8 protein-coding genes are annotated in these 13,436 nt (G+C 57.7%); 2 read left to right on the top strand and 6 right to left on the bottom strand.

Features of this window, described 5'->3' with window-relative positions; genetic code table 11:
- Positions 1 to 12: 12 nt before the first annotated feature.
- From rpsG to rpoB, 4 genes are all read right to left on the bottom strand, one after another.
- Positions 13 to 483: a 30S ribosomal protein S7 gene (gene rpsG, locus ACT3UQ_RS02715; protein WP_096283700.1), complete on the bottom strand. Its 471-nt coding sequence runs from the start codon at positions 481 to 483 to the stop codon at positions 13 to 15.
- Positions 483 to 857, bottom strand: coding sequence for a 30S ribosomal protein S12 (gene rpsL / locus ACT3UQ_RS02710; protein ID WP_096283780.1), 375 nt, complete (start codon positions 855 to 857; stop codon positions 483 to 485). Before rpsL ends, rpsG begins: the two co-directional genes overlap by 1 nt.
- A gap of 451 nt (positions 858 to 1,308) precedes the next feature.
- A complete protein-coding gene (locus ACT3UQ_RS02705) occupies positions 1,309 to 5,199 on the bottom strand; it encodes a DNA-directed RNA polymerase subunit beta' (RefSeq protein WP_105553139.1) in 3,891 nt (1,296 codons plus the stop codon).
- 108 nt (positions 5,200 to 5,307) lie between these two features.
- Positions 5,308 to 8,814 (bottom strand): DNA-directed RNA polymerase subunit beta, encoded by a 3,507-nt coding sequence (gene rpoB / locus ACT3UQ_RS02700; protein ID WP_444636456.1) that lies wholly within the window; start codon positions 8,812 to 8,814, stop codon positions 5,308 to 5,310.
- 750 nt (positions 8,815 to 9,564) lie between these two features.
- On the opposite strand from rpoB, the gene ACT3UQ_RS02695 reads away from it, so the two are divergent.
- Together ACT3UQ_RS02695 and ACT3UQ_RS02690 are read left to right on the top strand one after the other, a co-directional pair.
- The gene (locus ACT3UQ_RS02695; RefSeq protein WP_105568744.1) at positions 9,565 to 11,010 is read left to right on the top strand and encodes an amino acid permease; all 1,446 of its coding nucleotides are present in this window, start codon (positions 9,565 to 9,567) and stop codon (positions 11,008 to 11,010) included.
- A gap of 251 nt (positions 11,011 to 11,261) precedes the next feature.
- Complete coding sequence (locus ACT3UQ_RS02690; RefSeq protein ID WP_105553353.1) at positions 11,262 to 11,759, top strand: aminoacyl-tRNA deacylase; 498 nt, start codon at positions 11,262 to 11,264, stop codon at positions 11,757 to 11,759.
- On the opposite strand, the gene ACT3UQ_RS02685 is transcribed toward ACT3UQ_RS02690, so the two are convergent.
- Together ACT3UQ_RS02685 and rplL are read right to left on the bottom strand one after the other, a co-directional pair.
- On the bottom strand, positions 11,713 to 12,885 hold the full coding sequence (locus ACT3UQ_RS02685) for an acyltransferase family protein (RefSeq protein ID WP_105568743.1): 1,173 nt from the start codon (positions 12,883 to 12,885) through the stop codon (positions 11,713 to 11,715). The two genes, ACT3UQ_RS02690 and ACT3UQ_RS02685, sit on opposite strands and share 47 nt — an antisense overlap.
- Positions 12,886 to 13,047: 162 nt before the next feature.
- Positions 13,048 to 13,422 (bottom strand): 50S ribosomal protein L7/L12, encoded by a 375-nt coding sequence (rplL, locus tag ACT3UQ_RS02680; protein ID WP_105553142.1) that lies wholly within the window; start codon positions 13,420 to 13,422, stop codon positions 13,048 to 13,050.
- Positions 13,423 to 13,436 lie beyond the last annotated feature (14 nt).

Genomic DNA, 13,436 nt, shown 5'->3' with positions numbered 1-13,436 from the left:
TCCAAGCGGTTCTTACCAGCGGTAATGGGCGAAGGCCTTGTTGGACTCGGCCATCTTGTGAGTGTCTTCGCGACGCTTCACAGCGGCACCCAGACCGTTCGATGCATCCAAGATCTCGTTCATCAAACGCTCGATCATGGTCTTCTCGCGGCGAGCCTTCGAGTAGCCAACCAACCAGCGCAGTGCAAGTGCGGTTGCGCGGCCTGGCTTGACCTCGACGGGAACCTGGTAAGTTGCGCCACCAACACGGCGTGAACGAACCTCGAGGGCCGGGCGGATGTTATCCATGGCCTTCTTGAGAGTCGTCACAGCGTCGGTGCCGGACTTTGCGGCTGCACCTTCGAGTGCACCGTAAACAATGCGCTCTGCAGTGGACTTCTTGCCGTCAACGAGAACCTTGTTGATCAGCTGAGTGACCAATGGGGATTCGAAGACCGGATCAGAAACTAGTGGGCGCTTTGGCGCCGGACCCTTACGAGGCATTACTTACCATCCTTCTTCGCGCCGTAGCTGGAACGAGCCTGCTTACGACCCTTAACACCCTGAGTATCAAGAGCACCACGTACAATCTTGTAACGAACACCTGGGAGGTCCTTTACACGACCACCGCGAACGAGCACGATGGAGTGTTCCTGCAGGTTGTGTCCGACACCTGGAATGTAAGCGGTAACTTCGATGCCACCGGCAAGGCGCACACGTGCGACCTTACGCAGAGCCGAGTTTGGCTTCTTCGGGGTGGTGGTGTACACACGGGTGCATACGCCACGACGCATTGGGTTGCCTTTGAGGGCAGGAGCCTTGGTCTTGACGACCTTAGGCGAGCGGCCCTTACGGACCAGCTGCTGAATAGTAGGCACTTTCGTGTCCTTCCATTGTCTAAGTTTGTCGGCACCACAACCGAACAGAATCTGCGAAGTTGTGGAGCTAGCTGCTTGCTTTGCGGCCAACAGGAACGGAAAGTCCCTAGGCGTGCGAAAGTGTGGCATTTGTTGCGCAACCTGCCCGCAACCCGGACCGAGTCCATTTTGCCACACCTAAAACAATTGATCTCAGTCTAGCATTAAACCGCCATCGCTCTAGTTTCCGTAAGCTATCTCACCAATGCACTGATCCTATCGAGCCAAGCTGAACGGCGGCAATACCGCAGGTGACCACGGGGTGAATCTAGCAGCGTCGTTTGCGGCAAATCATCTTTAGTGGACTATTCCCCCACTGATCTATCCACTAATTGGTCTGCGCTTAAATGGAACGCCCGCCGGCACACGAGGTACCGGCGGGCGTTTTGACTAACTAGTTAAGAATCCGTGTTTAGCGGAAGTCCGAACCGTGGTCGTAGTCGTCCATCGAGATGGCCTGGAACTCTGGCGAAAGGTTGCCCTCCAGCGCATCGTCGTACAGGCCCGAAGAGAAGGCCGAAGAACCGGTGAACAAAGTTGCCTTTGCTTCGTCGGTTGGCTCGACATTGATCTGGGTGTAGCGATCCAAGCCGGTACCGGCCGGGATCAACTTACCGATGATCACGTTCTCCTTCAGACCCAGCAATGGATCCGACTTGCCTTCCATCGCAGCCTGAGTCAGGACGCGGGTGGTTTCCTGGAAGGAAGCAGCCGACAGCCATGAATCGGTGGCAAGCGATGCCTTGGTAATACCCATCATCTCGTCACGACCGGCGGCCGGGCGCTTGCCCTCGGTGACTGCCTTCTTGTTCGCAGCGGTGAAGCGCGAACGGTCGGCCAGCTCGCCCGGAAGCAAGTCGGTTTCGCCGGATTCGATGACGGTGACGCGACGCAGCATCTGGCGGACGATGACTTCCACGTGCTTATCGTGGATGCCTACACCCTGGGACTGGTACACGTCCTGGACCTCACGGACCAAGAACTTCTGAGCTTCACGTGGGCCGAGGACTCGAAGAACCTGCTTCGGATCCAAGGTACCGCTGGTGAGCTGAGTACCGGCGACGATGCTTTCGCCCTCTTCAACCAACAGGCGAGCACGACGCAGAACCGGGTAGGCCTGCTTCTCGTCGCCGTTGTCTGGAGTGACGACAACGCGCAGCTGCTTCTCGTCGTCCTCGATCGACACGCGACCGGTGACCTCGGACATCGGAGCCACACCCTTAGGGGTACGGGCTTCGAACAGTTCCTGGATACGAGGCAGACCCTGGGTAATATCGTCAGCCGATGCGACACCACCGGTGTGGAAGGTACGCATGGTCAGCTGGGTACCAGGCTCACCGATGGACTGTGCGGCGATAATGCCCACGGCCTCGCCGATGTCCACGGTCTTGCCGCTGGCCAGCGAGCGACCGTAGCACAGAGCACAGGTTCCCACGGCCGAATCACAGGTCAGCACGGAGCGGACACGGATCTCATCGACGCCGGCTGCGTACAGCTGGTCGATGAGCACGTCGCCCACATCGGCGCCGGCTGCTGCCAGCACGTTGCCGTCCGCGTCCTTGGCCTCGGTGGCCAGGGTGCGGGTGTAAGCCGAGTTCTCGACGGTTTCGTGCATCATGCGCACACCAACGGAGTTGTTGGCGATCGGCACGGTCAGGCCGCGGCGGGTGCCACAGTCTTCTTCGCGCACGATAACGTCCTGTGAAACGTCCACCAGACGACGGGTCAGGTAACCCGAGTTAGCGGTCTTCAACGCGGTATCGGCCAGACCCTTACGGGCACCGTGGGTCGCGATGAAGTACTCCAGAACCGACAGGCCTTCGCGGTACGAGGACTTGATCGGGCGAGGAATAATTTCACCCTTAGGGTTGGACACCAGACCACGAATACCGGCGATCTGCCGCAGTTGCAGGTAGTTACCACGAGCCTTGGAAGTCACCATGCGGTTAATGGTGTTCAGCTCTTCCATGCCGTTCTTCATCGCCTCGGCAACCTCATCGGTAGCCTTGGTCCAGATGTCGATCAGGTCCTGGCGGCGTTCGGTATCGGCAATCAAGCCCTTATCGAACGAAGCCTGAACCTTCGCGGCACGAACCTCGTAAGGAGCAAGGATGGCTGCCTTGTCCATATTCGAGGTAATATCCGAGATTGCCACGGTGACGCCCGAGCGGGTTGCCCAGTAGAAACCGGCATCCTTCAGGTTGTCCAGGGTTTCGGCGGCGGTGATCTTCGGGTAGCGCTCGGCCAGATCGTTGACGATCTCCGAAAGCGCATCCTTGCCGGTCACGTGTGCAACCCATGGGTAGTCCGCTGGCAGGGTGTCGTTGAACAACACCTGGCCCAGCGAGGTCTCCAAGAGCGCATCGGTGCCTGGCTCCCAGCCTTCCGGAGCTGGCTGCTCCTCGGAAGGAACGAAGTTCGGTACGCGAATCTTGACCGGTGCGTTCAGGTGCAGCTCACGCAGGTCCATTGCCATAATGGCTTCGGCAACCGAGGTGAAGGTGCGTCCGGCACCGGCTTCGGTAGCGCGCTTGGTGGTCAGGTGGTGCAGACCGATGATCATATCCTGCGAAGGAAGTGCCACCGGGCGGCCGTCCGAAGGCTTCAAGATGTTGTGCGAGGACAACATCAGGATGCGCGCTTCGGCCTGGGCTTCTGGGCTCAGCGGCAGGTGAACTGCCATCTGGTCACCGTCGAAGTCGGCGTTGAAGGCAGCACAAACCAGCGGGTGCAGCTGCAATGCCTTGCCCTCGACCAGCTGAGGTTCGAACGCCTGGATGCCCAAACGGTGCAGGGTAGGTGCACGGTTCAGCAGTACCGGGTGCTCGGTGATGATCTCTTCGAGAACATCCCAAACCTGTGGGCGGTAACGCTCAACCATGCGCTTGGCGCTCTTGATGTTCTGTGCGTGGTTGAGGTCAACCAGGCGCTTCATCACGAACGGCTTGAAGAGCTCCAGGGCCATCTGCTTAGGCAGACCACACTGGTGCAGCTTCAGCTGCGGACCAACCACGATGACCGAACGGCCCGAGTAGTCAACACGCTTGCCGAGCAGGTTCTGACGGAAACGACCCTGCTTGCCCTTGAGCATGTCGCTCAGGGACTTCAGCGGGCGGTTACCCGGTCCGGTGACCGGACGGCCACGACGACCGTTGTCGAACAGCGAGTCAACAGCTTCCTGGAGCATGCGCTTTTCGTTGTTCACGATGATCTCGGGAGCACCGAGATCCAGCAGGCGCTTCAGGCGGTTGTTGCGGTTGATCACGCGGCGGTACAGGTCGTTCAGGTCCGAGGTGGCGAAACGGCCACCGTCGAGCTGAACCATCGGACGCAGCTCTGGCGGGATCACCGGAACGGAATCCAGCACCATGCCCTCTGGCGAGTTCTGGTTGACCAGGAAGGCGTTAACCACCTTCAGGCGCTTCAGTGCGCGGGCCTTCTTCTGGCCCTTGCCCTCGTCGATGATCTTCTTGAGCAGTTCGGCTTCGCCGGCAAGGTCGAAGTTCTGCAGGCGCTTCTGGATCGATTCTGCACCCATGGAGCCTTCGAAGAACAGTCCGTACTTCTCACGCATGGTGCGGTACAGGCCTTCATCGCCCTCAAGGTCAGCGACCTTCAGGCCCTTGAAGCGTTCCCAGACCGCACGCAGGCGCTCTGCTTCGAGCTTCGCGCGCTTGTCGATCTGCAGCACGGTCTTCTCTGCCAGGGTGCGAGCCTTGTTCAGCTCGGCGCCCTTGGCACCGTCGGCCTCCATGCGCTCAAGCTCGGTTTCGAGCTCGGCGGCAATGGCCTTCTTGTCGGCTTCCGCGTTGTTTGCCAGGTTGCGCAGTTCCAGATCATGCTGGGCCTGCAGGTTAGGCAATTCGGCGTGGCGACGCTCTTCGTTGACGCTGGTGATCATGTAGGCAGCGAAGTAAATGACCTTTTCGAGGTCCTTCGGAGCCAGATCCAGCAGGTAGCCCAAACGCGATGGAACGCCCTTGAAGTACCAGATGTGGGTCACTGGAGCGGCAAGCTCGATGTGTCCCATGCGCTCACGACGAACGTTAGCGCGGGTCACCTCGACGCCACAACGCTCACAGATGATGCCCTTGAAACGTACGCGCTTGTACTTACCGCAGTAGCATTCCCAGTCCCGGGAAGGGCCGAAGATCTTTTCGCAGAAAAGTCCGTCCTTCTCTGGCTTCAGGGTGCGGTAGTTAATGGTTTCCGGCTTCTTGACTTCGCCGTAGCTCCAACCGCGAATTTCTTCTGCGGTAGCAAGGCCAATGCGCATGAGGCCGAATGAGGAATCGCTGGACATAGGGTCCTTTTCTCTCTTCTTTGGTGTCTGAAGTCGATACGAATAAGTAAGTCTTGGTGAGCCGCTACGCTCGCTGGGCCCGCGGGCCGCTCAAGGCAGCGGTGGAACCTAGACCTCCTCTACGGAGTTTGGCTCCGACCGGGAAAGGTCGATGCCCAGCTCTTCCGCTGCACGGAACGATTCCTCGTCCGATTCACGCATTTCGATAGTGTTGCCGTCGGTACCAAGTACCTCAACGTTCAAGCACAACGACTGCATTTCCTTGATGAGCACCTTGAACGACTCTGGAACACCTGGCTCCGGAACGTTCTCGCCCTTGACGATGGCTTCGTAGACCTTCACACGACCGTGGATATCATCCGACTTGATGGTCAGAAGTTCCTGCAGGGTGTAAGCGGCGCCGTAAGCTTCCAGGGCCCAAACTTCCATCTCACCGAAGCGCTGGCCACCGAACTGGGCCTTACCACCAAGTGGCTGCTGGGTAATCATGGAGTATGGACCGGTGGAACGTGCGTGGATCTTGTCGTCCACCAGGTGGTGAAGCTTCAAGATGTACATGTAGCCAACGGATACCGGATCCGGGAATGGCTCGCCGGAACGACCGTCGAACAGGCGGGTCTTACCGGTGTTGCCGATCAGACGGTCGCCGTCACGAGTGACGTTCGTCGAATCCAGGATTCCGCGGATTTCCTCTTCCGAGGCACCGTCGAAGACCGGGGTGGACACGGTGGTCGGACCGGACTGGCGAGGCAGGTTAGGCAGGTTTCGCACCCAAGCCGGCTCGTTCTCGATATTCCAGCCCTGCTTGGCAGCCCAACCCAGGTGGATTTCCATAACCTGGCCGACGTTCATACGACCTGGCACACCCAGTGGGTTCAACACGACGTCAACCGCGGTTCCGTCCTCGAGGAAAGGCATATCCTCAAGTGGCAGAATCTTGGAGATAACGCCCTTGTTGCCGTGACGGCCGGCAAGCTTGTCACCGTTGGTGATCTTGCGCTTCTGTGCCACGTACACGCGGACCAGCTGGTTCACGCCTGGGGACAGGTCATCATCGTTGTCGCGATCGAAGATGCGCACGCCGATGACGGTACCGGACTCGCCGTGCGGCACCTTCAGCGAGGTATCGCGCACTTCGCGGGACTTCTCACCGAAGATCGCGCGCAGCAGGCGCTCTTCCGGGGTCAGCTCGGTCTCGCCCTTAGGAGTGACACGGCCTACCAGGACGTCGCCTGCTTCAACCTCGGCGCCGATGTACACGATGCCGCGGTCATCAAGCTGGGAGAGGATGTCCTCGGACACGTTCGGGATATCGCGGGTGATTTCCTCGGCACCAAGCTTGGTGTCGCGGGCATCGACTTCGTGCTCTTCGATGTGAATCGAGGTGAGCACGTCCTCGAAGATCATGCGCTGCGAAAGGATGATCGCATCCTCGAAGTTGTGCCCTTCCCATGACATGAATGCCACGAGCAGGTTCTTACCCAGGGAAAGCTCGCCCTTGTCGGTCGAAGGACCGTCGGCGATGATCGACTGGAATTCCAGGCGATCGCCCTCGGTGACCAGCACGCGCTGGTTGTACGCGTTGCCCTGGTTCGAGCGTGCGAACTTCATGATCGGGTACATCGACTCGGTGCCGTCATCGTTCATGACAACAACCAGGTCTGCGGAAACCTCGGTGACAACACCTGGCTTCAGGGCGACCACGGAATCGCCGGCGTCGATAGCGGCGTACTTCTCCATGCCGGTACCAACCAGTGGCGACTCGGAGGCCAACAGCGGCACAGCCTGGCGCTGCATGTTGGCGCCCATCAGTGCGCGGTTCGCGTCATCGTGCTCGAGGAACGGAATCAGTGCGGTGGCAACCGACACCATCTGGCGTGGCGAAACGTCCATGAAGGTCACTTCGCTCGGCTCAACGATGACGGGCTCGCCGCCACCGCCCTTTTCACGGACCAAGACGGCGTCTTCTTCGAAGCGGCCATCTTCGCCCAGCGGAGCGTTGGCCTGTGCGATGAAGTGCTGCAGCTCGTCATCTGCGGTCAGGTACTCGACCTCGTTGGAAACAACGCCGTTCTTCACCTTGCGGTAAGGGGTTTCGATGAAGCCGAAGGAGTTGATCCGGCCGTAGGTAGCCAACGAACCGATCAGGCCAATGTTCGGGCCTTCGGGAGTTTCAATTGGGCACATACGTCCGTAGTGGGACGGGTGAACGTCTCGAACTTCCATGCCTGCGCGGTCACGGGACAGACCGCCTGGGCCCAGAGCCGACAGGCGGCGCTTGTGGGTCAGGCCGGCCAGCGGGTTGTTCTGGTCCATGAACTGCGAGAGCTGCGAAGTACCGAAGAACTCCTTGATGGCAGCTACCACGGGGCGGATGTTGATCAGCGTCTGCGGGGTGATCGCCTCGACGTCCTGGGTGGTCATGCGCTCGCGCACAACACGCTCCATACGCGAAAGACCGGTGCGGATCTGGTTCTCGATCAGCTCGCCCACGGCGCGGATACGACGGTTGCCGAAGTGGTCGATGTCGTCCACGTTAACCGATACGTCGACGATCTCGCCCTTGCGGGTGCCGGAGATGGTCTTCTCGCCTGCGTGCAACGCAACGAGGTAACGGATCATGGCGACGATGTCGTCCACCGACAGCACGGCAGGGCTCTCGGCGTCAACCGGAGTCTCGACACCCAGCTTGCGGTTGATCTTGTAACGACCGACCTTGGCCAGGTCGTAGCGCTTTGGCTCGAAGTACATGTTGCGCAGCAGACCCTGTGCGGCATCAACCGTTGGCGGCTCGCCCGGACGCAGCTTGCGGTAGATATCCAGCAATGCTTCGTTCTGGTCCTTGATGTTGTCCTTTTCCAAGGTGGCACGCATCGAGTCGTACTGACCGAACTCTGACAGGATCTTCTCTTCGCTCCAGCCAAGGGCCTTGAGCAACACGGTGACCGACTGCTTGCGTTTGCGGTCCAGGCGCACACCGATCTGGTCGCGCTTGTCGATTTCTAGTTCGAACCAGGCGCCGCGCGAAGGAATGATTCGCGAGGAGTAGATGGTCTTGTCACTGGTCTTGTCCGGAGCGGACTCGAAGTACGCGCCAGGGGAACGGACCAGCTGCGACACAACAACACGCTCGGTGCCGTTGATGACGAAGGTGCCCTTGTCGGACATCAGTGGGAAATCGCCCATGAAGACGGTCTGCTGCTTGATTTCGCCAGTTTCATTGTTCATGAACTCGGCCTTGACATACAGCGGTGCCGCGTAAGTGGCGTCGCGATCCTTGCACTCAGCGATGGAGTACTTTGGATCAGCGAATTCCGGATCGGAGAAGCTCAAGGACATGGTGTCCTGGAAGTCTTCGATCGGGGAAATCTCCTCGAAGATTTCAGCCAAGCCCGAGGTGTCCGGCACGCTGGTGTCACCAGCGGCTTCGGCCTTGGCTAGGCGAGCCTTCCAGAGTTCATTGCCGATGAGGCGGTCAAAGCTCTCAGTCTGCAATGCCAGCAGGTTAGGCACTTCAAGGGGTTCGTGAATCTTTGCAAAAGAAAGTCGGCCAGCGTATGCAGCATCGCGAGCCGAACTAGCGGTTTGGTTGTTAGGGTTGCTCGAGGCGACCAAGATGGATCCTTCCAAAGACCGTCAGGTTTCCGAACGCCAACCGTGCTAAGGTGCCTGTCATAGGACAAGCCCTCTTGTGACGACGCGAACCCACCGCTATATGAAGGCCGCGCGCAAACAGGTATGGCGCAAATTTCTACTCTACCGGAGTATTTTAAGCTTGTCGATATCCGCCGGAGAGATTCGTGCTATAGTTTCTTGCCGCCTTTTTCGGTCGCCGGAAATTTCCCGGAATTCGCAAGCGCACCCCTCTCCCGGCGGCGACCGCGGCCAAACCCAGTTCGCCCAACGCCTCAGCATTTTCCCACGTGAACTGGCAAATAATCATCTGTTCCGGGGCTTCGAAGCACGACCACGCAGAACACGCTCGCTTCCCCATGGGTACCGTTGCATTTTTCTGTGTTGTTACTCACAGTAGGCGTTCCGGCTTCTGGTTTGGCCACTCCTACGGCCCATGCGGCTCACCTTCGAGCCACTTCTATAAGCATCCGGGGACCGCTCCCCTGCCCTTCCGCACTCATTGAGGCTGCGTTCTCGATATCGGCTTGCGTCACGATTCCGGTCTGGCGCACTCTTTCAGCAACGACAAACGCTTAACCTGGTGTCGTCTGAAATTCCGGACTGCTGATCAAAAAAGTCCCTACTACCGGCCCTGTGATCACGATTACATAGACAGGTAGCTCGACGGGGACGCCGAGGAATTCGATATTCCAGCTCCCGCTCGAATCCCCTAGTTTTCCAAGGAGAGCAGTGAGAACCAGTCAACCAGCCCAGAGCCTCAAACGAGGCTTGAGCACTCGGCATATACGATTCATTGCCCTAGGATCAGCAATTGGAACGGGACTGTTTTACGGCTCGGCAGGCGCCATACAAATGGCTGGACCTGCAGTACTGCTCGCTTATCTTGTCGGTGGCGCCGTGGTCTTCATGGTCATGCGGGCGCTGGGCGAGATGGCGGTTCGCAATCCGGTCTCGGGGTCCTTCGGCAGCTACGCATCTACGTATGTCGGACGCTTTGCCGGCTTCGCCACCGGATGGACCTACACCTTCGAAATGTTCGTCGTTGCCTTAGCGGATGTGACAGCCTTTGGCGTGTATATGGGCTTCTGGTTCCCCAACGTTGAACGCTGGATTTGGATCCTCGCAGTCGTCTTCTTCATTGCAGCGGTGAATCTGCTGTCGGTCAAGGTTTTTGGCGAGCTGGAATTCTGGTTTTCGCTGATCAAGGTGGTTGCGATCATCGCGATGATCGCCGGCGGAATCTTGGTCATCCTCTTCGGTCTTGGCAATCAAAGCGAAGGCGCCGCCGGGATCTCAAATCTCTTCGCACACGACGGATTCATGCCCCAGGGCATCTGGGGCGTACTGATGTCCTTCACCATTGTGATGTTCGCATTCGGTGGCACCGAGGTTATTGGCATTACTGCCGGAGAAGCGCAGAATCCTCGAAAGGTCATCCCGCAGGCGGTCAATTCGGTGCCCGTACGTATTCTGCTGTTTTACGTACTGACCCTGGGCGTCATTATGAGCATCCAGCCTTGGAACACGATCAATGGCGAGGAAAGCCCCTTCGTCTCGATTTTCTCAAGCATCGGGCTCTCCTCAGCGGCTCACGTTTTGAATTTCATTGTGATTACCGCGGCCTTGTCGGCAATTAACGCAGATATATTCGGTGCCGGTCGCATGATCCACGGGATGGCACGGCTTGGACAGGCACCGCAAGTATTTACCAAGACCACCGCCAACGGGGTCCCCTGGGTGACGTCGATGTCAATGATCGGTGCATTGCTGATCGGCGTGCTGCTCAACATTTGGTTCAAGGACCAGATTTTCTTCTTGATTGCAGCCCTAGCAACCTTTGCGACGGTCGTGGTTTGGCTAATGATCCTGATTTCGCATATCGCGATGAAGCGCAAGATCATGCGGGACAATCTTGCGCCGTCGGCTTTCCCGGTACCGCTGTGGCCATTGGGAAGCTACATTGCCGTAGCGTTCATGGTCTTCGTGATCATCATGATTGGCATCGTTCCGCAGACACGCAGCGCCTTGCTCACAGGCGTCGCCTGGATAGCCCTCTTGGCAATTTGCTATTGGTTCTTCGTGCGAGGCAAAGCCGTACCGGCCGGCGGCACCGATGAATATGACGGTGACCAACAGCAGAGCGATCCATTGGAGACGCAGGACGTACATAGCTAATCGACATAATCACGAGTCCAAAACAGCGAGCAGCGGGACACCCGCCGCTCGCTGTTTTGGCTAGTACCGATCGTTTATGCGCCCCATGTCTCCAAATCGTGATGAATATGAGTTAGCCTCGGGGAAAGGCTAAAGCTCTTCGAGGAGAAAGCAGTTGGGTTACACGACCAGATTCTGGCACTGAACGCCGCGGCTACGGCTCGAACTCCAACCCGCCAGAGAACAGCAATGAACAACCAGGAGTGAAGAACATGCATCAGTCAAAAGTCAATGAAGCTCTCACCCGTGTCAGCCTCGATGCTTCACGCCGGGATATTTCGATCGAAATAGTGCCGCGTGAAGCCGCTTCCTCGCTCGAAGAAGCCGCTAAATTGCTGGGCGTCATTCCCGCGCATCTACTCAAAACGCTAGTCATCAAGCGTTCCGACGACACGTATCTATTTGCGCTGATCCCAGGTGGTCGCAAATTGAGCTGGCCTAAGCTGCGAGCCGAGGTTGGAGTCAACAAGCTTTCCCTGCCAGAGGCGGATATAGCTTATGACGTCACCCGTTATGTGCACGGCACCATCACTCCGTTTGGTTCGCACACGGTCTTGCCGCTCTACATTGATTCCAGTGTCTTCCAAGAACCTGTCCCGGAAGTCATCGCCCTGGGCTGCGGCGAACCGGAGCACGGCTTGCTGGTACATCCGCGCGACTTGGTTACCGGATTTGATGCCACGATTGCTGATATTTCCGTTCCCGAGTAGGAGATATTGCCGCTGGTTTCGGAAGCTTCTTGGCCCACCCATTGAGCGCGGTGAGCGACTTAATTGATTCGTTTCGCAGCCAAAGCCCGACTGGCTTCTCCACGAAGCGAGCCACGAGGTAGGCCACGATCAGCATGATGCTTATGGTCAACGCCAGGAGCACATATTTGTTCAAGCTGGCGCTCAGCGAGTGAATGATCCACCAGCCCCAGAGCTGGTGGAACAGGTACAGCGGGTAGGTCAGTGAGCCTGCCACGACTAGCCAACGAGCCTGAACATACCTCAATGGTGTGAGCACGCAGAGCGCCAGCAACGCGATACACAGCACTGCCAATACCGAGAAATGCCATGCAGGCACGGTCAGGCCGGAAAGATAGTCGCTGTCAAAGCTTCCCTTGAGGCCAGTGAAATAGGCGGACACTACCGCGTTGAATGCTACTAAGGCCCAGCGTCCGAGGGTATGCCCGTTCTGATAGATCAGGAACAAGACCATGCCCGCGGCAAACTGTGCCGCGTACTGACCGGCAAACCACTCTTGCAGCTTGGGCATCTCGGCCACATGCAAAAGGATTCCCAGAGCCGGCCAGATGAACGCCAGCCACATGATGTTTTTGGTCTTCACCAGTCCGAATACCAGGAGCAATCCGAGCAGGACGTAGAAACGGAATTCTACCCACAGCGTCCAGTAGACGCCGTCCAGATCCCGAACGCCCATCCCCTGCTGGACCATAGTGAGGTTTGGAACGATATCCCCGCTACTTCGTCCGTCCTTCTCAGCCGGCCAGATTTTGAAGGTCAGAATCGCCGCCGCAATGACGGCCAACCAGTAGGCCGGATATAGCCGGCCAAGTCTCGATCCGATGAAGTGGATGATGTTTTTCCCCTGGACAGACATCAGGATCACGAATCCGGAGATCAGGAAGAAAAGCTGTACGCCGATCGAGCCATACCGAGTGAACTCTGATAAGACAGGCCAAGCTTCTGGCGCTTTGACACCCCAGTGGCTATGCCCCCAGGTTGTGTAGTGGTAGAGCACAACGATCAAGGCAGCACTAATGCGCAGCGCGTCTAGTAAGCCTAGCCGTGCACCCGTCTTCTTGGATTCTTGCGTTTCGGTTTTCGACACCTATTCACTGTAAACAATGAACTTGAATAAACCCTGTTAATAGAAACGTTATAAACTTATAAAGTTGTGATACGAGATTTTTTCACGTTAACGACCAAAGGGCCCATGGACACGAAGTCCATGAACCCTTTGGTAATAAGTTGCGAGTGACCGCTGAACTTACTACTTAACCGAGACGGTTGCGCCGGCAGCTTCGAGAGCTTCCTTTGCCTTCTCAGCAGCGTCCTTTGCGGCACCTTCAAGAACAGCCTTTGGAGCAGCGTCAACGAGCTCCTTGGCTTCCTTCAGGCCGAGGGAAGTCAATGCACGAACTTCCTTGATGACTGCGATCTTCTTGTCGCCAGCCGACTCGAGGATAACGTCGAATTCGGTCTGCTCTTCAGCTGCGGCTTCGCCACCGGCTGCTGGGCCTGCAACTGCAACAGCAGCTGCGGAAACCTCGAAGGTCTCCTCGAATTCCTTCACGAACTCGGAGAGCTCGATGATGGTCATTTCCTTGAATGCTGAAAGCAGCTCTTCAGTGCTGAGCTTCGCCATGGTCGGCGTCCTTT

The sequence above is a fragment of the Glutamicibacter sp. AOP12-B1-11 genome, assembly GCF_052379245.1.
Lineage (GTDB): Bacteria > Actinomycetota > Actinomycetes > Actinomycetales > Micrococcaceae > Glutamicibacter.
This window is presented reverse-complemented; position numbering and strand designations above follow the sequence as displayed.

Bases quoted from the DNA above. Each gene is read 5' to 3' on its own strand.
- rpsG (WP_096283700.1), bottom strand. From the start codon at position 483: ATGCCTCGTAAGGGTCCGGCGCCAAAGCGCCCACTAGTTTCTGATCCG.
- ACT3UQ_RS02705 (WP_105553139.1), bottom strand. From the start codon at position 5,199: ATGTCCAGCGATTCCTCATTCGGCCTCATGCGCATTGGCCTTGCTACC.
- ACT3UQ_RS02690 (WP_105553353.1), top strand. From the start codon at position 11,262: ATGCATCAGTCAAAAGTCAATGAAGCTCTCACCCGTGTCAGCCTCGAT.
- rplL (WP_105553142.1), bottom strand. From the start codon at position 13,422: ATGGCGAAGCTCAGCACTGAAGAGCTGCTTTCAGCATTCAAGGAAATG.